The 25,630-nt window shown below is 46.1% G+C and carries 16 protein-coding genes; 7 read left to right on the top strand and 9 right to left on the bottom strand.

Annotated features, from left to right (window positions below; translation table 11 throughout):
- Together CLV59_RS29435 and CLV59_RS12300 are read right to left on the bottom strand one after the other, a co-directional pair.
- A partial coding sequence (locus tag CLV59_RS29435; protein WP_146616177.1) for a transposase occupies window positions 1–138 on the bottom strand: 138 nt, incomplete at its 3' end.
- An 83-nt stretch (window positions 139–221) separates the two neighbouring features.
- Complete coding sequence (locus tag CLV59_RS12300; protein WP_170137723.1) at window positions 222–3,503, bottom strand: TonB-dependent receptor; 3,282 nt, start codon at window positions 3,501–3,503, stop codon at window positions 222–224.
- A 461-nt stretch (window positions 3,504–3,964) separates the two neighbouring features.
- Between CLV59_RS12300 and CLV59_RS12305 the strand changes: the two genes are divergently transcribed.
- Window positions 3,965–5,167 (top strand): bifunctional 3,4-dihydroxy-2-butanone-4-phosphate synthase/GTP cyclohydrolase II, encoded by a 1,203-nt coding sequence (locus CLV59_RS12305; RefSeq protein ID WP_111592349.1) that lies wholly within the window; start codon window positions 3,965–3,967, stop codon window positions 5,165–5,167.
- A 59-nt stretch (window positions 5,168–5,226) separates the two neighbouring features.
- On the opposite strand, the gene CLV59_RS12310 is transcribed toward CLV59_RS12305, so the two are convergent.
- Window positions 5,227–10,023, bottom strand: a complete 4,797-nt coding sequence (locus CLV59_RS12310; RefSeq protein WP_146616178.1) for a translocation/assembly module TamB domain-containing protein — start codon at window positions 10,021–10,023, stop codon at window positions 5,227–5,229.
- A gap of 123 nt (window positions 10,024–10,146) precedes the next feature.
- Between CLV59_RS12310 and CLV59_RS12315 the strand changes: the two genes are divergently transcribed.
- Window positions 10,147–11,223: an isoaspartyl peptidase/L-asparaginase family protein gene (locus tag CLV59_RS12315; protein WP_245950860.1), complete on the top strand. Its 1,077-nt coding sequence runs from the start codon at window positions 10,147–10,149 to the stop codon at window positions 11,221–11,223.
- 331 nt (window positions 11,224–11,554) lie between these two features.
- On the opposite strand, the gene CLV59_RS29110 is transcribed toward CLV59_RS12315, so the two are convergent.
- Window positions 11,555–11,722 carry a hypothetical protein gene (locus CLV59_RS29110; RefSeq protein ID WP_211323835.1) on the bottom strand — a complete coding sequence of 56 codons (168 nt, stop codon included), beginning with the start codon at window positions 11,720–11,722 and terminating at the stop codon, window positions 11,555–11,557.
- Window positions 11,723–11,951: 229 nt separating this feature from the next.
- On the opposite strand from CLV59_RS29110, the gene CLV59_RS12320 reads away from it, so the two are divergent.
- From CLV59_RS12320 to CLV59_RS12335, 4 genes are read left to right on the top strand one after another with little or no spacing between them, the layout of a single operon-like run.
- Window positions 11,952–15,104 (top strand): SusC/RagA family TonB-linked outer membrane protein, encoded by a 3,153-nt coding sequence (locus CLV59_RS12320; protein ID WP_111592351.1) that lies wholly within the window; start codon window positions 11,952–11,954, stop codon window positions 15,102–15,104.
- Window positions 15,105–15,122: 18 nt separating this feature from the next.
- Window positions 15,123–16,616, top strand: a complete 1,494-nt coding sequence (locus CLV59_RS12325; protein ID WP_111592352.1) for a RagB/SusD family nutrient uptake outer membrane protein — start codon at window positions 15,123–15,125, stop codon at window positions 16,614–16,616.
- Between the two features lie 24 nt (window positions 16,617–16,640).
- The gene (locus CLV59_RS12330; protein WP_111592353.1) at window positions 16,641–17,336 is read left to right on the top strand and encodes a fasciclin domain-containing protein; all 696 of its coding nucleotides are present in this window, start codon (window positions 16,641–16,643) and stop codon (window positions 17,334–17,336) included.
- Between the two features lie 6 nt (window positions 17,337–17,342).
- Window positions 17,343–18,317, top strand: a complete 975-nt coding sequence (locus tag CLV59_RS12335; protein ID WP_111592354.1) for a DUF5007 domain-containing protein — start codon at window positions 17,343–17,345, stop codon at window positions 18,315–18,317.
- A 59-nt stretch (window positions 18,318–18,376) separates the two neighbouring features.
- On the opposite strand, the gene CLV59_RS12340 is transcribed toward CLV59_RS12335, so the two are convergent.
- From CLV59_RS12340 to ggt, 5 genes are read right to left on the bottom strand one after another with little or no spacing between them, the layout of a single operon-like run.
- On the bottom strand, window positions 18,377–19,225 hold the full coding sequence (locus CLV59_RS12340) for a TraB/GumN family protein (RefSeq protein WP_111592355.1): 849 nt from the start codon (window positions 19,223–19,225) through the stop codon (window positions 18,377–18,379).
- A gap of 3 nt (window positions 19,226–19,228) precedes the next feature.
- Entirely contained in the window at window positions 19,229–20,290 is a 1,062-nt protein-coding gene (locus CLV59_RS12345; RefSeq protein WP_111592356.1) for an aminotransferase class I/II-fold pyridoxal phosphate-dependent enzyme, read from the bottom strand.
- Between the two features lie 21 nt (window positions 20,291–20,311).
- Window positions 20,312–20,746, bottom strand: a complete 435-nt coding sequence (locus CLV59_RS12350; protein ID WP_111592357.1) for a hypothetical protein — start codon at window positions 20,744–20,746, stop codon at window positions 20,312–20,314.
- Window position 20,747: 1 nt separating this feature from the next.
- On the bottom strand, window positions 20,748–21,278 hold the full coding sequence (locus CLV59_RS12355) for a DUF1572 family protein (RefSeq protein ID WP_111592358.1): 531 nt from the start codon (window positions 21,276–21,278) through the stop codon (window positions 20,748–20,750).
- A gap of 19 nt (window positions 21,279–21,297) precedes the next feature.
- Complete coding sequence (gene ggt, locus CLV59_RS12360) at window positions 21,298–23,004, bottom strand: gamma-glutamyltransferase (protein WP_111592359.1); 1,707 nt, start codon at window positions 23,002–23,004, stop codon at window positions 21,298–21,300.
- Window positions 23,005–23,090: 86 nt separating this feature from the next.
- Here ggt and CLV59_RS12365 point away from each other — a divergent pair, with 86 nt between their 5' ends.
- Entirely contained in the window at window positions 23,091–25,607 is a 2,517-nt protein-coding gene (locus tag CLV59_RS12365) for a M14 family metallopeptidase (RefSeq protein WP_111592360.1), read from the top strand.
- Window positions 25,608–25,630 lie beyond the last annotated feature (23 nt).

The following is a 25,630-nucleotide window of genomic DNA, read 5'->3' on the forward strand; positions in this document are numbered from 1 at the left end:
ATAGTAATCCCACCATTTTAATAGTAATGAAGGGCTTATGTCCAGGTCATCCGATGTGGACATAATGCTCTGACCCTTTTCCACTAGTCTGATTGCTTTTACCTTAAAGGCAAAACTGTGTTTCTTTCTTGCACTCATAAAAATGCCCCCAAAAGTGTCTAAACTTTTGGGGGCACTTCAGATTTTGATACAGCCTCTTTTTTATGAGATGTAGATGAATCTTAGAAAGAATATCTCAGACCCAGTTGCATACCCCAAGTGCTCAGGTTGGAAATATTATCCTGGTAAGCATTGTTTACGAGGGTACCACCGATGTTAGCCATTTGGTAGTTAACAGTACCATTTGCGTTTACACCTTTACTAACCAGAGGGTTGTTGAGGGTAGTCTGTTGTCTTACGCCCCAGTTTTTGCTCAGGAGGTTAGGCAGGTTCAGCATATCCACGCTGAATTGCAGGGTATGACGGGTACCGCCTTTGGTAGTCAGGTAGAAGTCCTGCAGGAAGCGGGCATCCAGTCTGTTGTACCAAGGAAGAACAGCGCCATTTCTTGCAGCGTATTCGCCTTTGTGTTTTTTCAGGTATTTGCTGCTGTTGATGAACTGATCGTAAGCAGCCTGTTGGTCAGCAACAGTGAATACTTTTTGATCTGGTTTACCAGCATTGTAAGTGTACTGAGAGAAGTTCACTTCAGCGCCAGTTTTGTAGATGTACATCAGGTCAGCAGAGCTGTTACCGTCGCCGTTGATATCACCATTCACTACGTAGCTGATGGTAGACAGGTTAGAACCTTCGTAGAACAGAGACAGGGTAGAAGCGAAGTGCTTAGCATACTCTTTTCTGTAAGAAACGTTTGCAACTACACGGTGAGGCATAGCGTACTGGGAAGGTCCGAGTTCCAGGGAGTTGGAAGTACCCACGTTAGGGTTAGACTGCCAGATAGAAGCTGCCTGGTTACCTGGGTTACCAGTAACGTCTTTAGCGTTAGTGTAAGTATAAGCTACGGAACCATACAGACCGTTAGAGAAGGTTTTGCTCAATTGACCGGTGAAGGACATAGAGTAACCTTTGCTGGTGTTCTCCATGATCACAACAGTAGTCTGGCCTTTATTCAGGTATTTATCTGACTGGTTAGCCAGGATACCGTACCAAGGACGATCGTCGCCGCCGGCAGCCAGTTCTTTGGTTGGAGCCAGCAGGTTCGGGTTACGCATAATTACCGCGTTGATGTCTTTGGTGAACATCGCTTCGAAAGTAGCAGTGAAACCGCCGCCCAGGGCTTTATCGATACCTACGTTAGATCTCCAAACCTGAGGGAATTTGAATTTAGGATCCACCAGGGTGAAACCTGAAGGAGCAACAGGAGAAGGAGAAGTAGGGAATTTGCTCAGGTAAGCGCTTGCATTTGGATTGAAAGTGATTCCAGCCAGATCAGCAGCTTTGTTCAGTACCACCTGGTTTTGATACATACCGGAGTTGGTAGGCATGTTGGTCAGGTATACGAAAGGAATTTTACCAGTGAAGATACCAGTACCACCACGAACGATCAGGGATTTATCACCCAGTACATCCCATCTGAAACCAACTCTTGGAGACAGCAGCAGTTTGCTGTTAGGCCATTTACCGGTAGAGAAGTGAGTCATGTTACCGTCTTTGTCAGGGAAAGACAGTGCAGTGATAGCTGGGTTTTCCAGCGGCTGTGAAGGGTAGATTGGCAGGTCAGCGCGTAAACCAACTGTCAGTTTGAAGTTTGGTCTAACGTTCCACTCATCCTGTACATAAGCACCCAGCTGACCGATTTTCAGGTTAGCAGAGTAGATGGCAGAATCGCCAGGTACCAGGGTGTAAGTATTTGCGTAGAAAGCAGGAGCAGCATTGTTCATGAAGTCAGCCAGGGTATTATAGATATAATAGCTAGCAGAACCAGGCATGAACATGTTACCTAATTTCTGGTATTCGTAAGAGATACCAGCAGTGAAGGTATGATCGCCTTTATACAGGGTGAAGTTATCCGTAACGTTGAAGATGTTGTTTACAACATCGTTGTTGCGGGTGAAAGGATCGCTACCAAAGCTGATATAGTTTTTACCGGTACCATCCATGATATCTACAGTTGGGAACACATCGCCCATAGAGAAACGGGTATCCTGGTTCTTAGTGTAGGTAATGATGAACTGGTTTGACATTCTGTTAGAGAATGCAGAGTTTAATTCCAAGCTACCGGATTTAACCCAGTGGTTAGTACCGTAGTTAGAATTAGAGAAAGCCATAGACTGGTTGCTGAAACGGTTGTTTGGCAGACGGGAGATACCTGAAGCGCCACCACCAATTACAAATGCGTTACCGGTAGTAGAGTTAGGAATCGAGCTACCATTCAACATGCTGTTGTCAGAACCTTTAAAGTCAGAATATTTCAGCGTCAGTTTGTGGATGCTGTTGATATTCCAGTCAACTTTAGCGAGGATCTTATGGTTTTTGGTTTCGAACGCAGGGAAGTTAGTGTAAGTACCTGGGTTGTAACCGTATTTGCTGATCAGGTAGTCAGACAGTTTCTTCAGAGAATCTGCAGGAGTAGCTGACATGTTTGCCGGACGAGTACCAGTAAAACCAGTAGGAGTAGGCTGCCAGGTAATACCAGGAGCAGAAGATTTCTCATACTCACCGCTTACGAAGAAGAACAATTTATTCTTAATGATGGCGCCGCCGAGGGTACCACCGAAGATTTTGTTTTCGCTCTTAGGCAGGGTCAGGGTATTGTCGTGAACTTTAGTACCGTTGAAGCTCTGGTCACGATAGTAACCATAAACGCTACCATGGAAATCGTTAGTACCGCTTTTAGTAACAGCATTAATACCAGCGCCAGTAAAACCTGATTGTCTTACATCATAAGGAGCGATATTAACAGAGATTTGATCATAAGCATCCAGGGAAATAGGAGATGCACCACCACCTGGAGTAGGGTCACTGTTCAGACCAAAGTTATTGTTCAGGTTAGCACCATCCACTTGCAGGTTGTTCAGACGACCATCGCGGCCACCGAAACCGTTACCATTTGCCTGAGGAGTGAGGCGGGTAAAGTCAGTGATGTTTCTTGTAACGGTAGGGAGTGTTTGTAACTGACGAAGACCTACTACAGTACTAGCGCCGGTTTTGTTTTGGTTGAAGCTTGCAGCTTTGCTACCTACTACGTTAACTGTTTTTAATTCTTTACCAGAAGTCATCGTTTGGTTGATAACAAATGGTTCACCCAGGTTCAGGCTGATGCCTTCGAGGGTAACTGATGTGAAACCGATGAAAGATATTTCTACCTTGTAAGGGCCGCCAATACGCATGCCCGGAATGGTATAGTTACCATCGGTTCTGGTAACTGTACCGTACACTGTTCCAGAAGGAATATGTGTAGCTTTTACAGTGGCGCCGATCAATCCTTCGCCCTTGTCATCCTTAATCCTACCTGTCACACTTGAAGTCGTAACCTGACCAAAGCTGACAAAGGCAAGAAGCATTAAAGAAAATGTTAATAATAATTTTCTTAATCCCATGATTTGAGAATTTTGATTCATGGCGCAAAGATGCGCAACTTTTATGGTTAAATTTTAACTCTGTATTAACAAATTGTTAAGAGCCTTGTTGAAAACTTAAAGGGGGCAAAAAAAATTTGAAGCTTTTTATTAAAAGCTTTAATCCTATTACGTTTACCAAAGAATAATGCTAAAATTTCGCGGCTGTCAAATTTACCTTATTGTTAATAACTGGAACCGCCGTCAGCACTGAACTTTACCCCGGATAAGTTTGTTTACGGTAACTTATTTTAATTCAAAGAAATATATGTTAAATTGATAGTGCGTAATTAACATTGCGACAACAGAATCTTAACATAGCAACCGAGATACGATGGCTCAGTTTTCCATACTTAATTGTCGTAACTTTGCGCCATTCAATTATTACTAGACCGAAGGACTTTTTTATGTTAGATACAATAGAAGCTGCAATAGAAGATATAAAAAACGGAAAGCTGGTAATTGTAGTGGACGATGAGGACCGCGAAAATGAGGGAGATTTCATCACCGCCGCCCGCAACGTAACTCCTGAAATCATCAACTTTATGAGCATCCATGGCCGCGGCCTCATATGCGCTCCCCTTGTGGAAGAACGCTGTGAAGAACTGGGCCTCGACCTGATGGTAAGGGATAATACCGCTCTTCACCAAACACCTTTTACCGTTTCTGTAGATCTGCTCGGACATGGTTGCACCACCGGCATTTCTGCACATGACAGGGCCAAAACCATCCAGGCATTGATCGATCCGGCTACCAAAGCGGAAGATCTCGGTAAACCCGGTCATATCTTCCCCCTCAAAGCCAGATCAGGTGGCGTACTCCGCCGCTCCGGCCACACCGAAGCTGCCATTGACCTGGCACGCCTCGCTGGTATGGAACCCGCTGGCGTTCTCGTGGAAATCATGAACGAAGACGGTACCATGGCCCGCCTTCCGGAACTCCGCGAAATCGCCACCAAATTCGATATGAAACTGATCTCCATAAAAGATCTGATTTCTTATCTCCTCAATAAGGAAACCCTTATTGAAGAAGGCGTTAGCGTACAAATGCCTACCAAATATGGTAACTTCGAACTGATCGCCTTCAAACAGGTGAACACCGGCGAAATCCATATGGCACTGAAAAAAGGAGAATGGGAAAAAGGCGAACCAGTACTGGTACGCGTACACTCTTCCTGTGTAACCGGCGATATCCTGCACTCGCTTCGTTGCGATTGTGGCGAACAACTGGCCGCCGCTATGAAAATGGTGGAAAAAGAAGGCAAAGGCCTCATCCTGTATATGAACCAGGAAGGTCGTGGCATCGGCCTCATGAACAAACTGAAAGCATACAAACTCCAGGAAGAAGGCCGCGATACCGTAGAAGCCAACCTGGAACTCGGCTTCCAAATGGATGAACGCGATTATGGCGTAGGCGCTCAAATCCTCCGTCATCTGAACATCTGCAAACTCCGCCTTATCACCAACAACCCTCGCAAACGCGCTGGCCTCCTTGGTTACGGACTGGAAGTAGTAGAGAACGTTCCGATCGAAATACATCCCAACCCACACAACGAGAATTACCTCCGTACAAAAAGAGATAAACTCGGACATGAAATCCTGAAAGGATAATTGTTCATACCATATTATATAAGGAGGGGCCGTGTCGTTCGACACGGCCCCTCCTTATTTTATTTATCATCGGAAGATTTCTTCGTACTATCCTCATGTTGCGATGGGGGAGGCGCCAGCTGTATCACGCTACTATCCGGAAGATGACGGGAACTATCCGGCCGCTGCCTGTTGCGCACAGTCTTATTACGATTGAATAACTCGAGGAACCGGTCATACTCTCTCACATAGGATATACCCAGACCAGATTTCGTACGGTTGTTCAGGTTATACACGTCATAATCAGACTTACTGAAGGCATTGATACGGAAACGACCATCCGGCGTCAGTAAGTATTCGATGCGGAAGTCGCCCGCAAAACGGTTGGAGCTGGCCGAAGTGGCGGTTTTACCCCAATCGTAATCTCCGCCTGCATATAAGCGGAAACGATTATTAAATAAGGTACTGGTAACGCCGGCACTTACCTGGTTACGATCCACAGAGGAGTTATCCGGTAATCCGCCAACGTTGTACGCGCGATAGTTCACATTGATACCGATGCCGCTTCCTTTAAGCAAAGCGCCGGTAATATTATTAAGGATCGCGGAGGCTTGTGCCGAAATAGCCTGCCCCACACTGTTTTTACCGGTGATACCCACGTTGGCGCCACCGCCGGCATCATCTGGCAGGAACTGGTTGGCAATGAGCAATCCGTATATCTGAAGGAGGGCCTTGTTCTGGTCGTTATTGATTTCTTTCAGTTTAGCCGCAACACCGCTTTCATAAGACATGGTGCCTACCTCCGGTAATTCAATAGAGTAGGTAATATCCGGCTTCATGAGGGCGCCGCGCAGATTAATCAATACATCCACTTTCTCCTGACGGGTAGCGAGTTTATCGTTCGCCGCGAGGGTGGCTGCCTGACCGACCAGGTTGTACAAGCTCACTTTAGGGAGAGAGTACTTGGCGGTGATATTCATCTTGGCCTCCCGTGGGTCGCCATTCCAGCTGATACTACTGTTTTTCTCGATATCGAATTTCCAGCTTGTAACACGTTGGAAGGTGAAATTATAGGAACCATTACTGATTTCATAGTTACCAAACATGTTGAAATCACCGTCAGTATTGGCTATGATCTGGAGATTACCTGTTCCGTTGGCAGAAATGATGTCTCCCGTTGTAGCATCCAGAATCACATCAATCTGTGCATCCGGATTGGCCGCGATATCCAGTTTTACAGTAAGTTTGGTATTGTCTTTCTTCTTCTTGTTTTCTTTTATTTCAGTACCGTAGGTCTTGAAAGTAATGTATTCGTACTTGCCGATATCTTTACTATCGGATATAGGGAGATAGAAATGCGTTCCGCGGATAGGCCTTGCCAGCACATGCAGTTGCAGATCATTCAGCGGGCCGGAGAAATATACCTTTCCATCTGCGATCACATCTCCATAGAAGAGGTCATTATCATGCGCAGTAGTATTTAGGAAAAGGAATTTCCGTCCGGTTACGTCAAAGTCGAAATTGAGTTTATCGAAGTGATCATGACTGATATACCCGTTGGCGGTGCCTTTAGTATTATATTTATCAATTACAGTGAAGCTACCGAATTCAATTAGGTTGTCGTCTACATTCACATTCAGCTTAGGAATACGGTAACGGGTACCCAGATAATCCACGGTTACGCCTACTGTATCCAGCGCCAGTTTTCCCACTACGGAAGGGAGGTCGGTGGTACCGGTGATGTTCAAGCTACCAGAGACGGAACCGGTAAGATCATGTACATAGCCCGCCAGGTATTTATTCATCAGGTTGATGTTAGCGCCCCCCATATTGATAACGGCATCAATTCCTTTATCCGTTTTGGAAGTGCCCACACGGCCCTGGGTCATGAAGTTCATACCAGTATTATCTGATTGCAATGAGAAATTCACTACGCCGGTATGTTGCAGATAGCCGCCTTCCAGGGTTACTAATCCAATGGAGTCATTGTCTATCCGCAAATCGCGGGTACGCAAAGAGGCATTGATATCCAGGTTCTGGGTGGGATCGGATATATTAATAGTACCATCCGTAACGCCTTCTATCCGGGTCGAAACGAGTTGACTAGGGATTACATCTGCGAGGTTCAGGTTTTTCAGGGTGATAATAAACCTGGATTCGTCCGGATTAAATTCGTTTGTTTCTACCGTGATACTTTGATCATTGCGGGTTACGCGCAAATTCTTCACCGTCAGAAAATGCTTGCTCCAATAGATTTCATTTCCTGGCGTAACATTCCACTGGCGTTCATTGACCGTAAATGCACTGTTGAGGAAGTGTATTCTTACCCCTTCTTGTACGGTGATCACGCGGGCATAAAAGCCATCCAGACTGCTCGTGTCTTCCGCCTGCATATCCATCTTGATATAGGAAGTATCATTGGCGGAAGATGCCATTATCAGTGGGTTCTGTAACACCACATTGGTACCATTCAGCAGTTTACTCACGGTGCTGCTGAGATTCACTTTATGGGCGTCTCCTGCTCCCTTGATTTGCAGGTCCTGGATAGAATAACCCAGGAAGCTGGCTTCTGGAACTTGTACATTCAGTGCCAGGTTGCCGGAAGCGGTATTGAGAGAACCTTCTACGATGGAGTTATCGAACCCGGTAACTGCTTTGGTAAAGCCTCTGATGAGTTTCGCGATATTGCCAAATTCGAAATGGAACTGGAAATCTTCCCGGATATTACTATTCACCGGCGCTTTGAAATAGCTGGGATAGTAGCGATATAACAGGAACTGGAAAGCATCCGGGAGTTCAAGAAAACTGTATTTCCCTTTCACATAGCCGTCTACTTCACTACCATTGATGAGAAGGGTTTTCTGATCGTTATCGGTGTGCGCGCTGATGGCGAGGGAATCGAATTCCAGGCGACTCTTATCCTTAAACAGAGATACGTCGTACATTCTGGCTACCCCTTCGAAGTTATCGATGTTACTACCCGCGAAGTTTAAGTCTAGCTTGGCTTGCAGGGTAATAGAATCATTTACGAGATGTAACGCTTTAAGATCACTTTTCCGGATTTCGGAGTTGAATTTAAATACTGGTAATGCCTCGTTGAAGTCGATCGTACCGGAGAAATCCATATCCAGGTTGGGATCATTGGCGGTTAGTGCGCCATTGAAGAATTTCCGGTTCATTTCTCCTTTGGTACGGATGTTCTGGTATTTGTAACCATAGAGGGAAATACTCTGTACATCGGCATCCAGGGAGGCTTTGAGCGTTCTGAAGTTAAAGCCGGCTCCGTTTACGCGGGCATTCAGGGTCGTTTCCTGAAGGTCGCTGATACTGAGAAGGCTACCCAGATCGAAATTATTGGTGGTCAGACTACCGGAATATACCGGCACATCACGGTTGGTTTTGAAGTTCAGATCGGACGTCACTTGTCCGAGATTCGTCTGGAACTGGCCATAGGCCACAAAGTCGTTGATGAATCCAGTATAGCTTCCTTTAAAACGAATATTGGTAAGGCGGTCTATACGTACATTGGAGGCTACATCTTTCACAATGGGCATGATCTGCATGACATCTGCGCCGGTGGTGACAAGATCGTCTGTATGGAAGTCGATATAAGTTTCATTGATATCCGGAAGGCCGCGCATTTCCAGGGAGCCTTTCAATCGCGTAGTATTGCCGGCTTCCAGTTCCACATCTGAGGCTTTCAGGTTGCTGACCGGGCCGCGTGCATTCCCATTGATGGTGATTTCCTTTTTCCAGGAGGAAAGGGGCGGCGCGAAGTAGGCGATATCATCGGAAGATACTTTGCAATTTTTGAAATTGGCCCGCATATATACCAGGTCGATATAATCGCTCATATCGTCAAAGTCGCTGTACTGCATGGTATAGTAGTCTCCGATATGACTACGGTTGGTCTCCAGATCGAGGTGGGAGAACTCCATCTCTACGGGCGACATTTTAAACCTGCTGGTCAGTTTTTTTACTTCAAAGCCGCTACGTTCGCGGGTGGAGAATGTCAGGTCTCCGATGATGCTGTCTTTGAAGATGCTGGTATTGGTGAGTGACAGGTTGATATTACCGAAGCGGATATGATGCGGTGCAAAATAGCCATCTTCTATTTTCGTAGAGTCTTCAGGGTTATCCACCCCGAATAGTCCATTTTTGATAGTGAGTTCTTTTACCAGCAGTTTCCAGTTAGCGCCATTCCAGCGAAGTTGAGTGCTATCGTATGTAACGGGCGTATTCACGCGTGGCCGTCTTTTACGGAGCGGAGAGGAGCTGTAGCTGCTGAGGATAAAGCTGGGTTGGTCCAGGGAAATTTCCTGGATATCGATATTATGTTTTTTGAGGTCCAGGTTTTTGGCATCCAGGTAAATCCGTTTGGCATAACCGCGCATATCTTCGCCCACCCATTGATCGATTTGATTGATGCGGATGTTGCGGAGGTCGATTTTTTTGAGATCCAGGGAGATGCCGCTCTGCTGTTTACGGTTAGTACTGGGAGGTGCAGTACCGAATGCATCTGAGATAAACGCATAGTTCCAAACAGAATCATTGCGGGGACGGAGCAGGTTTACCTGTGCATTTTCCAGTCCTACGAATTTGATCACGGGTTTATCCTGGAAGAAGAACCAGTCTGTAATCCTTAACTGTAGCTTACCAGCATAGAGGAGTGTATCTTTATGCTGATCTTCAATAAGCGCGCCTTCCAAGTCCAGGCTGTTGAAAAGCCGGATATTCACATGTTTGATTTCCACCCTTGTTTTCAATTGTTCGGATAATCTGTTGGTAGCTTCATGTACCAGGAAATTCTGGACAGCAGGAATGTTTACCAATATTCCGATCAATATGATGAGGCCCAACAAACACAGTAGAATCACCGATAATATTTTCCGTATTTTTTTCAGGCGGCTAAGTTTATCCGGCAAAAATAATTAATAGTTGCTATCAGCATGCAGCAAGAAGCAGAAATATCTTCTATTTTTATACCAAAAGTTCATAAAATGTTAAAGCGACTGATATTACCGTTTGCAGCGCTGGTGATGGGTTCCCGGCCATCCAAGGCTGCTGTGGGGATGGACAGGGATTCTGTAGCACAGAAACCACATTATGTGATGGCCATTCATGGTGGTGCGGGAACCATATTGAAATCCCAGATGACGCCTGAAAAGGAAGCGGCTTATAAGGCCGGACTCACCAAAGCATTGGAGGCAGGTTATGCAGTACTGAAATCAGGGGGAAGCAGTTTGGATGCTGTGGAAGCGGCCGTGAAAGTGATGGAAGATAATCCCCTCTTCAATGCGGGCAAAGGCGCTGTATTTACGAATGAAGGCCGGAATGAAATGGATGCGGCCATTATGAATGGTAAAACATTGCAGGCAGGCGCCGTTGCGGGAGTGACGGTGGTGAAGAATCCTATTACTGCCGCCAGGGCGGTGATGGATAAATCCCAGCATGTGCTGATGTTTGGTCCTGGCGCTGAGAAGTTCGCAAAGCAGGCAGGATGTGAAATCGTAGACCCGAGTTATTTTTATACAGAAGACAGATGGAAAGCGTTGCAGAAAGTACGTGCAGCCGATTCTACTAAAATGCAGCTGGACCACGATTCCACGCTGCAGAAAAAATCTTCCTCTCTGCTGGGAATAGAAAATAAGGATCATAAATTCGGTACAGTAGGAGCGGTAGCAGTAGATAAACAAGGCAATCTGGCTGCGGCAACATCTACCGGCGGTATGACCAACAAGAAATTCGGCAGGGTAGGAGACAGTCCTATCATCGGTGCTGGGACTTACGCTAATAATGCCACCTGCGCTATTTCCTGTACAGGATGGGGCGAATATTTCATCCGTTTGGTAGTGGCCAAAACTGTCAGTGATCTGATGGAGTACAAGAATTTGAGCGTAACAGATGCCGCATCGGAGCTGATCATGAAGCAGGTGCCTAAGTTAGGCGGCGATGGAGGACTCATTGCTATTGATAAAGACGGTAACGTGGCGATGCCTTTCAATACCGCAGGTATGTATCGCGGCACCGTTACTGCCGATGGTAAAATTGAAGTGGAAATTTATAAGGATAAATAAATGCATGGGGGCTGACTGAAAGTAGACGTCAGCCTCTTTTTTATTATAATACCTCTGTCATACTTCTGTCACAAACTTGTCAACTGCTATTATACTGCTATTGTTTGTAATATCTTGTTATAGTAAAGAACCAAAATCGCATAAACGTAACAGCACTACCTGAATCGAACCCGCCCTGTTTGTGTGCTCCCGCTGTACCGTTAAGCCAAAAACTAAATACATCGTCGTCAACCAAGATCGCCAACAAGCATTTTATTTTCAGCTCTTGTTTAGTTCATTAGTCGTAGAGATCATCGCCGAATTGTTAGAAATGCTTTGCTAAATCGATTTTTTAAATTAAAACCAGGAGGTACGCATCTTCAAGTTTAATTTTTTTATTGAATAATGAAAAAGCCGTACTGCCATGTACGTAGATCATCATTACATTTATCAACCAGGAAATCCACTCATCATGCATTCCGTTTATTTCTACCGGGGCTGCCATGGCAGCTAGTTTCATGTAATCCGGATGAGGCGCCGGCCATGTAATGCCGTGCTCGCCTGCTGCTATTAAACCGCAGTTATGCTACTGTGGCAGGCACTGTCATGCCCTTACCTGAACGCCGGAAGCCTTGCCTCCATTTACCCTTCTTTCTCAAAAAGAGAAAGTTCAGACCACGGATAACCGCTGGTAATGGGGATTCCATGCCTATAAGGTATCCGCCAATTCTCACCACAAACCAACATCTATGTCAAAGAAAATTTTGTACTTGCTAATCCTGCTATGTTGCTCGTTGAGCATCTATGCACAGCAGGTGAAGGTGACCGGAACCGTCAGGGACGAAAACGGTCAGCCTATTCCAGGGGCTACTATCCTGGAGAAAGGTACCCAGAACGGTACCACCACCACGCCTAACGGAACCTTCTCCCTCACCCTGAAAGGCGCCGGAAATATACTCGTCGTTACTTTCGTAGGCTACGCGCCCAAAGAACTGAAAGTAGGAGATAAAACCAATTTTCAGGTAAGCATGGCGCCAGATGCCAAATCCCTGAAAGATGTGGTAGTCATCGGTTACCAGGAAGTATCCCGCAGAAAAAACACGGCTTCCATCTCCAGTGTGAAAGGGGATGCGATCAAAGACTTACCCGCACCCAGCTTCGACATGCTCCTCCAGGGCCGCGTAACAGGTGTGAACGTTCAGAACTCCTCCGGAGAACCAGGCGTACGTAATACTGTGGTGGTAAGAGGAAACAGCTCTGTGCTCCGCGGCTACGATGAAGCCCGCGCTTTAAGCTCTCCGCTCTACGTAATCGATGGGGTACCCGCATCTACAGACGATATCAGCGTTCTCTCCTACGGTCAGGGTACTGGTACCAATATGCTGGCAGGCCTCAACCCCAACGATATCGAATCCATCGACGTACTGAAAGATGCTTCTGCGGCGGCTATCTATGGCTCCAGAGGTTCCAACGGCGTTATCATCGTTAAAACAAGAAAAGCAAAAATTGGTAAACCCCAGTTCAACTTCAGCACGTACATGGGATATTCCCAGCAACGTAAACTGACCGAACTGGTTACAGGGGCAGAAGAAAGAAGACAAAAACTCTGGGTGCTGGGCCTCTACAATCAATGGGCTGATAATAAATATCTCCCTCAGATGCTGACAGACAGCCTTAATCCGGCCTTTAATAATGCAACCGACTGGCAGTCGCTCTTCTATCAGACAGGTAAGATCAACAACTATGATGTGTCTATGTCTGGTGGTAGCGAAGCGGTGAATTACCGCATCAGTCTGGGTCACTACCGCGAAGAAGGTATCCTGAAAAATACCGGCTTTAAAAGATATAGCGTACTCGCTAATATCAGTTCCCAGATCACTCCCAAACTGACGAACAGCACTATCATCAAAATATATCGTACCGACAGGCCACGTTCTCTGAAAGACCGTACTGGCGGTAACTTTGCCTTCAACAGCTACGAGCTGCCTACTTCTTTCTATAAACTCACAGATGCCGGCAAACAGTTCCTGATCGGCAACGGTCAGAATACAGATAAGAATATCAACAACAGTATGCAGCTGAGTACGATCTTCAATTATAGTATCCGACCTAACCTGAATTTTAATACCACCGTTTCCTACGAGACCTCCAATTCCAGCAGGAACTACTACGTACCTGCGGTGGTGCGCTCTAACGGCTACGGCTACGCGTCTTCCTTTGCTGATAAATCAGAACACTTTACGGTATATAACACCCTCGAATACACGAAGAAGCTAGGACAGCATACCTTCAATATGATTGGCGGGCAGAACCTGGAGTATAATTCCTATCGCAATACCTACGCGGCAGCGGATTTCATCGCAAACGACTATGTGAATGTGGTAACAGTGGCGAATAAAAGCTTCAGCAGCGCCAGCTCCGGATTCCAGGAAAGCGGCCTTCAGAGCCTTTTCGTACGTATGAACTATGATTTTAAAGGCAGATACCTGCTCTCCGGTGTATTCAATGCAGACGCATCTTCGAAATTCGGAGCGCATAATCGCTGGGGTTATTTCCCATCCGTTTCTGCAGGCTGGATACTCAGTGACGAACCTTTTATGAAAGGTACTGCCAACTGGTTAAATATGCTGAAAATCCGCGGTAGCTGGGGTATTACCGGTTCGCAGCCGGAAGAAAACTACCTGGGATACAACACGTACGCAGTGAACAATGCGAATTTCACAGACACCGTGTCTACCTATAACGGCGGTTCGGTGATTACTCCTAACTACCATAACGGTATCGCGCAGCGTAATCTCTCCTGGGAACAAAGTATCCAAAGCAATATCGGATTGGAAGCCTCTCTGCTGAAAGATCGTATCAAAGTGACGATGGACGCTTATTCCCGCGGTACCAGCAGAGGATTTTTTGAATACAAACTGCCGGTATACAGCGGCTATGATCTCGCTAAAACAAATGCGATCGGTATCCGCAACTCCGGTCTGGAACTGATGATCAATACCCGCAACCTCGCGCCTACCAGTAAGGTGCAATGGTTTACAGATTTCAACATCTCCTACAACAAGAACGTAATTACGAGTCTCCCCAATGGCGGACGTAGCCTTATCATACCTTATAACGGTGGCGCATATGGGTTCGATTACCTGCTCACTGTAGGTAAACCGGCCAACCAGATGTTCGTATTCCAATACGGAGGCGTGTATGCATCCGACTCAGACGTACCATTCAACAAACTGACAGGTAAACCACTGCAAAACTTTGTGGGCACGGATTACAAAGGCGGAGATCCTATCCTGATTGACCAGGTGGGCAACTACTACATTAAAGAACCAATGGACCAGATTGTGGGTGGAGATCCCAACCCTAAAGTAACCGGAGGTCTGAATAACGCTATCAGCTATAAAGGCTTTACTGTAGGCTTCTTCTTTACATTCACCGTAGGTCGTCAGATCCTGAATTCGTATATGCTTCGTCGTTATGCCAACCTCTTTGATGCCAGCGGCGACGGCGGAGAATGGAAACTGGCACAAGGCGCCCTCTTTGATCTGACAAAAGTTAACTTCTGGAAAAAACAAGGCGATCACGCAGATATTCCTTCGCTTTCCCTCGTTTCTTCTAACCGCGACTACCACTATACCTGGCTGGATAAAAGCTCTATGTATATTGAAGATGGTAGCTACTGCCGACTGAAAAACCTGAGCCTGAACTACAGCTTTGGCCCTAATGTGCTGAAGAGACTGAAGGTATCACGTTTACGCATATACGGCGTAATGGATAATGTGTTCACTATTCAACGTTCCAACGTACCAGATGTGGAAGCTGTAAATGCTTATGGCGTATATGATGGAGATGGTTATCCTATTCCTCGGAAATTTACGCTGGGTCTTGATTTCGGATTTTAACCATTTAAACAACCAGACATGAAAAGGATCATTCTATATATATTGCTCATCGCCCTTTGCCAGGTTTCCTGCAAACAGGTACTGGAGCTTAGTCCTAAGGAAACGCCGAGTAGCAACGTCTACTGGCAGAGTGAAAACGATGCGCTGGCAGCCACATTGGGCGCCTATGCGTTGCTGCGTGACGCCCTCACGGATAACAACCGCTACTATGTGTACGGCGATGTGCCTTCTAAAGCTTTCCATATCACCTATAACTCCGATTATGCCATTCAGCAGCTGATTGCCGGCTCTTATGACGGGGTATATTACGGCTATATAGATAATTTACAGGACTGGACGAAGTTCTACAAGGTGATTGCACAAACCAATCTTCTGATCAAACGACTGCCCACGATGGATTCGAAAAATTTCAAACTGGCAGATCGTAAGAATTATTTCCTGGGAGAAGCGCTGTACCTGAGAGCGTTTACTTATTTCTATATTTCAAGAGTATGGGGAGACGTACCCCTGGTAACTGCTGCCGTTGAAGACGTAACGGAGGCAAAACAATATGGTAGGGAAGCACAAGCCAAAGTACTGGCACAATGTATCGCAGACCTGGAACAAGCTAAAACGCTGATTCCGTCAGTAACAGAATCTCCTTCTGATAAAGGAATTCGTGCAAGTCTTGCTACAGTGCTCGCATTGGAAGCGCATATCTACGCCTGGATGGGCAACTACCAGAAATGCGAAGAAATGACCAGAGATATCGTCAATAATCCTGGTCAGTTCAACCTGGCCTTTATTACGGATTCTGCTCAGTTCCAACGTATCTCTATCGGTCGTACTTCAGAGAGCATTTTTGAAATCAGTATTAACTACGATCAGAACGAAGGCGCACAACAAGGCATCGGAGAACGTACGCTGTACAGTCCTTTCCTGGCTACGCGCATCGCAAGTGGAGAGAACGTTCCGTGGACTTTGGAAACAGAAACCCTCAATAAAATTTATGATATCTACGGCGATGATACCACTGATCTCCGCTATAAATCATGGTACTATCAGGTGCGCGGAGATCATCCTATGCTGAAGAAATACGCGAATGTGATTTATAAAGATGGCGAGGTAAAGAAGAATCCCCGTTTCTCCAACAATATCATCATCTTCCGTTTATCCGATATCATGTTACTGCGCGCAGAAGCGCTATACAAAACAGGAAATGAAGCAGGCGCACGTATACTGGTGGATAGAATCCGTGCCAGAGCCGGTACTACGCCAAGTGATCCGGATATAACTGGCGATGATTTCCTGGAATTCCTGGTATATGAAGAAATAAGAGAACTCTATGCGGAAGGACATATGTACTATGACCTGATACGCAATGATATGCTGGCAGAATTCAATGATGTATTTGATGGCGCACTGGAGAAAGGAAGCGCTAATTACGGACGTCAGTACTGGCCTATCAACAGGGATCTCTTCAAGGATAACCCTTATATGAAGCAAACACCTTACTGGAGCGGTAGATTATAGTCATCCACCTGAAAAAAATTATGTATGAAAAAGTTGATTCAATATACCTGCCTGCTAGCATTATCTATTATCCTGCTACAGGCTTGCAAGAAAGATAATTACATTGTGGGAGGCAGTCTGCATAACCCAAAATATAACGGCACTACCTACGAATACTTGCATACCAATCGGCTGTTTGATACCCTGTTAATTGTGATCGACAAACTGGGTATGAAAGACGAAATCAATGCGAATAATACGACCTTCTTCGCACCTACGAATTATTGTTTCAATAACTATGTGAAACAGATTGTGCAGGAAAGAAAGCGCATCCAGCAAAATGATGAAAACCTGGTTGTAAACTTCAATGACTTAGATCTGAATTCCCTGCGGGATTCTATCCGGGCCTATATTTTCCCTGGAAGAATTGTGCTGGACTCATTAGATAAGAATGGCAAAATGATCACTGCTATGGATGGGGAACAGCGACTGGTGCGTTCCATTGAAGATCCATCTGTAAATGTTGGAGGTACTAATTTTACAGATCTTCCCAAATACCTGTTCCTGACCAAAATCTATGGCACAAGAGATCCGGATAACCTGGATAGTCTGAAACTGATTCCGGATAGTCAGAAAGATGAGACGTCCATCATTCAAACCTCTGGTATTATCACCAATAATGGGGTATTGCATGTAATGAGTAACTATCACATTCTCACTTTTGCCAAACTTCCTAAATAGTTCACTATGAAAATTTGTAAATATATATCGCTGTTCCTGTTGCTGATAGCCGCATTTTCCGGCTGCACCAAGGTAACGCCAGGTTATATCAGTGATGAAATTCGTTATGTAGACGACACCTTCCGCGTACCTAAAGGAACCTACTATTCTGCCGACTGGCGTTCATTCCAGGCAGATGGTTCCAGTTATCCGCTCAGTGTAAAACTGCTGGAAATAAGGGATCTGGCCACAGGTAAGATCGCCACACAGTTCGCTGATTCGCAGAATATCTGGGTATTCAATGAACTGTTTAATCCGGATACAGATACCACCGTGGAACTGCTGAATAAGAAACGTACGAAGCAAAGAGTATTGCCTATTCAGCTCATGGAAAAATCGGGGCAATTAACCCTCAATGAAGGCACATTGAATATTCCTGACGGGAATTACACTTTTGATATCAGTGTCTCCAATGAAAGAGGTACTAAGACTTTCAAGAACATCTCTACGATTCAATTGTATCTGGAACAGTTCCAGGATCAGGGAAAGGGTTGTGCATGGTTTAAAGACAATACCACCACCAGCGGCGATATGGGATCTCCTACCATGACCTGTTCCAAAGTCTCTGATGATGGTTATCGGGTGATTGTAAGAATTACAGATAAAGCCGGAAACCCTTTTAATCCGAAGGCTGGCGAGTTGATTCAGCGTGGCGACAGGCCGTTGTTTGAGAGTTATGCCCGTTTCCATCCGGTACAATACACGGATACGACGATGATATGTGATTATGAGGTAACGCCATTCCCAATGAAGGAGGTGCCGGGATATGGTTATCTGATGTATTATCGAATCCCTAGTCAGTTTGTAACAATTGATCCGGGAACCGCGCCTACCAATGATCAGGTCTATAGTGTAAATCCGCGGTTTGCATTTCGTTTACTCGTACCCGGTACATATATGGTTAACATCAAGCTACCGAAGGTACTTAGAAAGACAAGGTAAATGGTGAGAATAAATATTTGCAAGGGAGATGACCAGTTCATCTCCCTGCAAATATGTTTTTATTTCACCGGTTCTACAGTGTAGCCTTGTTTACGTAAAAGTTTTATTACGCCTTCTTCTCCACCCAGGTGTCCTGCACCAAATGCAAAGAAGGTACTGCCTTTGGACGCTGCGTCCGCAATTACAGGAATCCAGTTTTTATTACGATTGTATAATAATATCGTTGCATAATCTGCAAAAGAGGACTCGCCGAGTGCATAGTCAAAGATCTTATCCACGTCGCCACTGGCATAGTATTTCTTCGTTTGTTCATCCCTGATACGCGCTGCTTCCGGATCTTTGATATCTTTTATAATGTCAGCCATTTGAATACTGTCTGGGATGATATCAAATATTTTGAGTTGTGTTTCCAGACTTTCCAATCCGGCTACTGGCTTATTCGCGGCCTTCGCCATCTCGATAAATTCCTGTTCTACGCCTGTTGGCGGGCAGGACATATGATGTACCATCAGGAGACTGATGAGCACCAGAGGTTTGAAATGAATCAGCTGTGTTGCATCCATATGGAAGGAGTCGCGGATGTAAGTAGAGAACACCTGGAAGTCGCTGGCAGACATTGCTTTGCGGAGATCGTTTTCTGGTTTGGGCGCCAGCATCTGCTGCATGTTTGCTGCAAACTTAGGATCTGCCATATTCATCTCCAGGTATAGTGTGGAGGCATTGGCAAAGGCTTGTTTGGCTGCAGGAGAAATATTGATTTCATCCTTACAAAGCAAGTGATAGGTGCCATATAACCAGGATGGCTGTTTGAGGCCCTTACCGGATATTTTCCACAAGAGGGAAGATTCCTGTGCCTGGCTGCCCAATGTGGTAAAAAGGACAAGGGTAAAGAGTAAGATTTTTTTCATGGACTAAGAATGACGTTGATAGAATTCAATTAAAAACTGACGTAATATTTGTAAGTCCTTCGGCAAATGCAGTGCCGAAATGATCGCTCTGTGTACTGGCGCATGATGTGGCAGTGGATACGGAAAACTGGAAATAATGAGATCTCTTTCTGCCAGATAATCCGCCAGTGAAGGGCTGTGATCGTATTGTGGGAATATGAATATCGGGAGATCCGGATGCTGCTGACAGGGAACGCCTTCCAACAGGTGTCGGGTGGTTTGCATATTCAATTTCAGGTGCTGTAGTTGCTGTTGGATCAGTGCCCCGGATTGCAGCCATGCGAAGGCATTGGCTGGCATCAGCGGGGTGCTTGCTGTAAAGTAGGGCGTACGCTTCAATGCAGCAATATCCGCAGCAGTACCGGTGATCACGCCGCCTTCCGTACTGTAAGCCTTCGCCAGCGAGCTGGTGACCAGGTAACGTACATAATCAGTGCCTGGCACAGCATGGATACTGCCTTTTCCATCCGGCCCCAATATGCCGAAACCATGCGAATCATCCAAAACAACCAATACCTGCCGGTTCAGTTGTTGCAGCCAGTCGAAGTTGAATACAACGCCTGCAATGGGATGAACCGTGTCTGACACAATTACAAAAGTATGATCCGGGTGACTGTTTACTTTTTCAATGGTTTGTGCTTCCCATTCCCTACGGTCTTCTGTTGGCAATGCAGGGAGATCATGCCATATCGCCGGATGCGTACCTGGCGCATAGAGCAGCTGGCCGCAGTTGGCGGCGTAATGAATGGCTGCCTGGCCAGATAAATAACCGGAAGAAAAAAGTACGGCTGCCTGCTGGTCCATCATGGTGGCCAGGGCATGTTCCATTTCTTCGTATATGCTTAAACGTATGTTGCTAACGCGGGATGCGGGGAATAAAGAGCCATATTGCTGGATACCCTCTGTGAGAGCGGATTTGAAAACAGGGTGCTGATGTAATCCCAGATAGGAGAAGCCGGAAAAAAAGAGGCAGCTTCTCCCATCAATGACTACCGTTCTGCCAGGGGTGAGATCGGTGTGAAGCATAGGAATTATTTATGAAGACGACTAGTCCTTTTTCGTGCAGAGGATAAAATGATAATCGCCTGATACTACTTTCATATCGAAGTGATCATCATCCAACCGGTCTACTGTTACGAGGTTTTCTGCATTGCGATCCCCATTGGAAGCGGTGACAGAAATAACCTTACCGTTGCTGAGCAACTGGTATTTGCCGGAATCCGGTTTGTTATCGATCGTAGCAACGAATACATTGTTATCCAGGAACTGGTAGTATACATTGCTGTAATAGCCATCCTTTAAGTCGCGCGCCTGTGTGATCTGGGTCAGATTGTAAGGATCTCCTTTGGGCACCTTTACATCATACACCCGCCATTTTTTATGCAGGAGGAGTTCGTTTGTCTTTCCGGTATTGCATGCCTGCAAAGCGATGGCAGCGAATATAACTGGAAAGACTACACGTAATAAACTGATTGTTTTCATATTATCGGGAACCGAATTTTGCTTTATTGAAGGCTTCAGACTGACCTTTTGGAATAGAGAGGCTATCCCATTGGTCTTTCAGTATCATCTTACCAAGATAAACTATCTGTCCCACATGGTAGGGAATATGTGCCAGCTGGCGGTTGATAGCGTCCACTACACTGTGTGGTTCGTTGCGGATGAGTACTGTCTTTTCCAGGTCTTCTGGCGTAAGTGAGGCCAGGGTATCCATTAAACATTTCCAACCTTCTTCCCAGAGTGCCTGAATGGCTTCTTTACTCAGGGTATCGTTTTCGAATTCCTCGTCGCGGTGGCGATTGGGTTTCTCTCCGTCAGTGGTGAGGAAGTCTGTCCAGCGGGAGAGCATATTACCACGCAAATGTTTCACGATGTGGGTAATGCTGTTGGGTTCTCCTTCCGGCTGCCAGTGCAGTTGTTCTGCATTCAGGCGGGAAATGGTTTTGCCACCCAGTTCTTTGTAAGTGAGAAAGCGTTGTTGAACGCTGGTCAGATATACAGATGCTAATGACATAATATAATTAGTTTTTAGATTAATAACCTGCGGCGCTGTCGTCGCCACGTTTGTCTGCTGCTGCCTCCAGTTTTTTGGAGCTGAGGTTTTTACGGATCAGTTCTGTTCTGCCGATAGGGCCTCTTTTTACCACTTTGTATCCCATCGCTTCCAGTGCTTGAATGCTGGCTTCATTGAAGCCCGTTTCCACGTATACCACATCCGGGAGCCATTGGTGATGGAATTTTGGTTTATTCACAGCATCTTCCGGAGAAAGGCCGAATTCCAGTGAATTTAACAGCGTTTGAAAAACGGAGGTGATGATCGTGGAGCCGCCTGGAGTTCCCAGGGAATATATCGGCGTATTGTTTTGTAAAACGATCGTAGGCGTCATGCTGGAGAGCATCCTTTTGCCTGGCGCAATGGCATTGGCTTCGGTGCCTACGAGGCCGTACATATTAGGTACGCCTGGTTTTACGCTAAAATCATCCATCTCATTATTCAGGAGGAAACCTGCTTTACCAACTACCGTACGGGAACCGTAGTGGCCGTTGAGGGTAGTGGTAACTGCTACTGCATTTCCTTCTTTATCCATAATGCTCAAATGGGTTGTTTGTTCGCTTTCTTTGATCAGTCCGGCTTTGGTCTGATCGCTGTTGCCTGCTTTCCCTGGTTGATAATCTGCCATTCTTTGTTTCAGATAAGCAGGTTGTAACAGTTTGCTTACCGGTACTTTTACAAAATCCGGATCGCCGAGAAACTCAGCCCTGTCGGCGTACGCGCGTCTCTCTACCTCCACCATCAGTTGCATGGCTTCGGGCGATTGAAAGCCCCATTTTCCGATGGGGTAGTTTTCCACCATCATCATCATTTGTTGTAAACATATACCGCCGGAAGAGGGCAGGGGCATGGTTACAATTGTTTTTCCTTTATACTGAAAAGTGAGCGCAGTTCTTTCTTTAGCGGTATAGTTTTTCAGATCGGCCAGTGTCATGATCCCGTGGCCACGCTGCATTTCCGCTACGATTTTATCTGCTGTTTCACCTTCATAAAAACCTGCCATACCTTTTTCTTGCACGAGGCGAAGGGTGTGCGCCAGTTCTGGCTGTACCAGCGTATCCCCAGCTTTCCAGGGAATATCTTTCACAAATGCAGTGGGGGCAGTATTGAGTTTCAGGAATTCATTCCTGGTATCATTGAGATTTTTCGCTTCCTGTGCAGTGATGACATATCCCTTTTCTGCCAGTTGAATGGCGGGATCTATCAGTTTGCTGAAGGGGAGCTTCCCATATTTATGCGAAGCAAATAAACCAGCAATGGTGCCAGGTACGCCGGCAGCGAGGTGTCCATCCAGGCTAAGCTGTGTAATGGGATTTCCTGCACTGTCCAGGTACATATCGCGGGTCGCTTTTGCGGGAGCGGTTTCACGATAGTCGATGGTAATGTTTTTACCGTTTTTCAGGTGGGCTACCAGGAATCCGCCACCGCCGATATTTCCGGCGCCAGGGTATACTACCGCCAATGCTAACTGTGTGGCGATGGCAGCATCTACGGCATTACCTCCCTGCTGCAATATGAGCACACCAGCCTGACTGGCCAGCGGATGGGCAGAAACAACTGCGCCATTAGGGACAGTAATATTTTTTTCGGTGGTATAGTCGTAAGGGTGAAGTTGATATCCCGGTTGTTGGGCGCATGCACTCAGCAATCCGCCAATGGCTACTCCAAATATTAAAAGAAAACGCATGGAAAAAACTCTTTTAACTAAATTAGTATTACCAGCGAATTTCAGGAAATTTACTCTACTTTGCCGGATAATTTATTCCTTTTTCTATGCGTAAATATATATTGCTGGCACTCACGATAGTTGGCTTTCTGCCTGCCATGGCGCAGGCGCCTACACCGGATGCCTTTCTGGGGTATACGCTCGGAACGCGCTTTACGCCCTCTTACCGCGTAGCGGAGTATTTCCGCGCGGTAGCCGCCAGTGTGAAAAATGTAAAAGTCGAACAGTATGGCACTACCTATGAAGGTCGCCCGCTGATTACCGCAGTGATAGCCTCCCCGGAGAACTTCGCCCGCCTGGAGCAAATCCGTAATAACAGTCTGGATGCTGCATCCGCCAAAGGCAATATGCCGGCAGATCAACCGGTGATTGTCTGGCTCAGTTACAATGTTCATGGTAATGAGGCTGTATCAACAGAAGCAGCCATGAAAACCCTGTACGAACTGACGAATAACGGTAATGCACAAACGCAGGAATGGCTTAAAAATGTGGTCGTTATCATGGACCCTTGTCTCAATCCGGACGGACATGACAGGTATGTGAATTTTTATAATGCTAACAGGAGCCTGAAACCTAATGTGGACCGTTATAGCCGCGAGCATAATGAACCATGGCCTGGCGGCCGACCCAATCACTACTATTTTGACCTGAACCGGGACTGGGCATGGCAGTCGCAGCAAGAATCGCAGCAACGCCTTGCCAGATACAACAAATGGATGCCGCAGGTACACGTAGATTTCCATGAACAGGAAATCGATGCGCCTTATTATTTCGCGCCTGCCGCAGAACCTTTCCATGATGCCATCACACCCTGGCAGCGGGAACTCCAGGTAATGATCGGAAAAAACAACGCTAAATACTTTGACCGCGAAGGTTGGTTATACTTCACCAAAGAAAGATTTGATCTTTTCTATCCCAGTTACGGCGATACCTATCCCATGTATAATGGCGCACTGGGTATGACCTTCGAACAGGGAGGTAGTGGAAGAGCCGGCGTTGCAGTACTGAAGCAGGATGGAGATACGCTCACGCTTACAGACCGTATCGCCCACCACTTTGCAACCGGTTTGTCTACCATTGAAGTAGCAGCCACCAATGCAGCGAAAATAAACCAGGAATACGCGCGTTTCTTCCATGATGCTAAAACAAACCCACAGGGCGTTTACAAAAGCTATGTCGTGAAAGCTGCCGGAAATACAGAAAAGCTGAATAACTTGGCAGACCTGCTCCGCAAGAACAATATCAGCTTCGGTTATGGCGCTACAGTAGGCGCTGCCAGCGGATTTAACTACTTCAACGGCAAAACGGAAAACTTTAGCATCGATAAAGAAGACCTCGTCATTAGTGCCTACCAGCCACATTCTACTATGTTGCGGGTATTGTTTGAACCCGTGTCTCACTTAAGCGATTCTGTAACATACGATATTACCGCATGGGCATTACCGTATGCATATGGGTTACCGTCTTATGCTGTCAGAACAGGGCTTACCGCGGCAGCCGACTCTCCGCAGGTGAAGAATAATAAAGTATTGGCTGCTCAGCAACCCTATGCCTACCTGGCAAAATGGAATAGTATCCGCGATGCCCGTTTCCTCTCCGCATTGCTGCAACGAAATGTAAAAGTGCGTTTCAGCGAAACGCCGTTCACCGCAGCAGGTAAGGATTTCCCAGCAGGTACGCTGATCATAACCCGTAATGGAAATACCGTTAATTTATCCGACTTCGATAATTATGTCACCACACAAGCCAATAAATTCCGCATCTCCCTGGATGCAGTCAGCACCGGCTTCGTAGAAAAAGGAACCGACTTCGGCTCCGATAAAATTCGTTTTATCAAAGCGCCAAAAGTAGTGATGCTTGCAGGAGATAATGTATCCTCTCTGGGCCTGGGCGAAGTATGGCACTTCTTTGAACAGCAACTGGATTATCCAATCAGTATTGTCAATGAAAGAAATGTGAATGAGGTAGATTGGCAGGATGTGGATGTATTGATTTTACCAGATGGCGACTACGCTGCACTGAATGATAAAGCTACTGCTGAAACACTGAAGAACTGGGTGAAAAAAGGTGGTAAACTGATTGCCATGGAAAATGCGGCAGCCCAACTATCGGAGCTCGAATGGGGCGTGCACATGAAGAAAGAAGAAGGTAAACAGGAACCAGGTAAAACAGCTGCCTACAGTGAATTGAAAGCATATGCCAATCGTGAAAGAGAAAGCGTGAAACAGTTTATTCCAGGCGCTATTTATCGTGTGGATATGGACACTACTCATCCGCTGGCATTCGGTTATAGCAGCAAATATTATACGCTGAAACAAGATGCCCGTTTATATGATTTCTTCGAAGATGATGGTTGGAATGTAGGGGTGATGAAACGCGATAATTACCTCAGCGGTTTCGTAGGTACAGCCACCATGCAGCGTTTGAAGGATGGAGTGATATTCGGTGTGAAAGACAGTGGACGCGGTAGTATTGTGATAATGGCAGATAATCCATTGTTCAGATCTTTCTGGGAAAATGGTAAACTGCTCTTTGCTAACGCCGTATTCTTTGTAGGCCAATAAATTTGGCCAGATATACACAGGAA

The sequence above is a fragment of the Chitinophaga dinghuensis genome (genome assembly GCF_003259435.1).
Taxonomy (GTDB): domain Bacteria; phylum Bacteroidota; class Bacteroidia; order Chitinophagales; family Chitinophagaceae; genus Chitinophaga; species Chitinophaga dinghuensis.

What these genes read in the sequence shown, in the direction of transcription:
- CLV59_RS12315 (WP_245950860.1), top strand. Translation starts at nt 10,147, where the DNA reads ATGTTAAAGCGACTGATATTACCGTTTGCAGCGCTGGTGATGGGTTCC.
- CLV59_RS29110 (WP_211323835.1), bottom strand. Translation starts at nt 11,722, where the DNA reads ATGAAACTAGCTGCCATGGCAGCCCCGGTAGAAATAAACGGAATGCAT.
- CLV59_RS12300 (WP_170137723.1), bottom strand. Translation starts at nt 3,503, where the DNA reads ATGCTTCTTGCCTTTGTCAGCTTTGGTCAGGTTACGACTTCAAGTGTG.
- ggt (WP_111592359.1), bottom strand. Translation starts at nt 23,004, where the DNA reads ATGCGTTTTCTTTTAATATTTGGAGTAGCCATTGGCGGATTGCTGAGT.
- CLV59_RS12305 (WP_111592349.1), top strand. Translation starts at nt 3,965, where the DNA reads ATGTTAGATACAATAGAAGCTGCAATAGAAGATATAAAAAACGGAAAG.
- CLV59_RS12355 (WP_111592358.1), bottom strand. Translation starts at nt 21,278, where the DNA reads ATGTCATTAGCATCTGTATATCTGACCAGCGTTCAACAACGCTTTCTC.
- CLV59_RS12320 (WP_111592351.1), top strand. Translation starts at nt 11,952, where the DNA reads ATGTCAAAGAAAATTTTGTACTTGCTAATCCTGCTATGTTGCTCGTTG.
- CLV59_RS12325 (WP_111592352.1), top strand. Translation starts at nt 15,123, where the DNA reads ATGAAAAGGATCATTCTATATATATTGCTCATCGCCCTTTGCCAGGTT.
- CLV59_RS12330 (WP_111592353.1), top strand. Translation starts at nt 16,641, where the DNA reads ATGAAAAAGTTGATTCAATATACCTGCCTGCTAGCATTATCTATTATC.
- CLV59_RS12350 (WP_111592357.1), bottom strand. Translation starts at nt 20,746, where the DNA reads ATGAAAACAATCAGTTTATTACGTGTAGTCTTTCCAGTTATATTCGCT.
- CLV59_RS12335 (WP_111592354.1), top strand. Translation starts at nt 17,343, where the DNA reads ATGAAAATTTGTAAATATATATCGCTGTTCCTGTTGCTGATAGCCGCA.
- CLV59_RS12340 (WP_111592355.1), bottom strand. Translation starts at nt 19,225, where the DNA reads ATGAAAAAAATCTTACTCTTTACCCTTGTCCTTTTTACCACATTGGGC.
- CLV59_RS12345 (WP_111592356.1), bottom strand. Translation starts at nt 20,290, where the DNA reads ATGCTTCACACCGATCTCACCCCTGGCAGAACGGTAGTCATTGATGGG.
- CLV59_RS12365 (WP_111592360.1), top strand. Translation starts at nt 23,091, where the DNA reads ATGCGTAAATATATATTGCTGGCACTCACGATAGTTGGCTTTCTGCCT.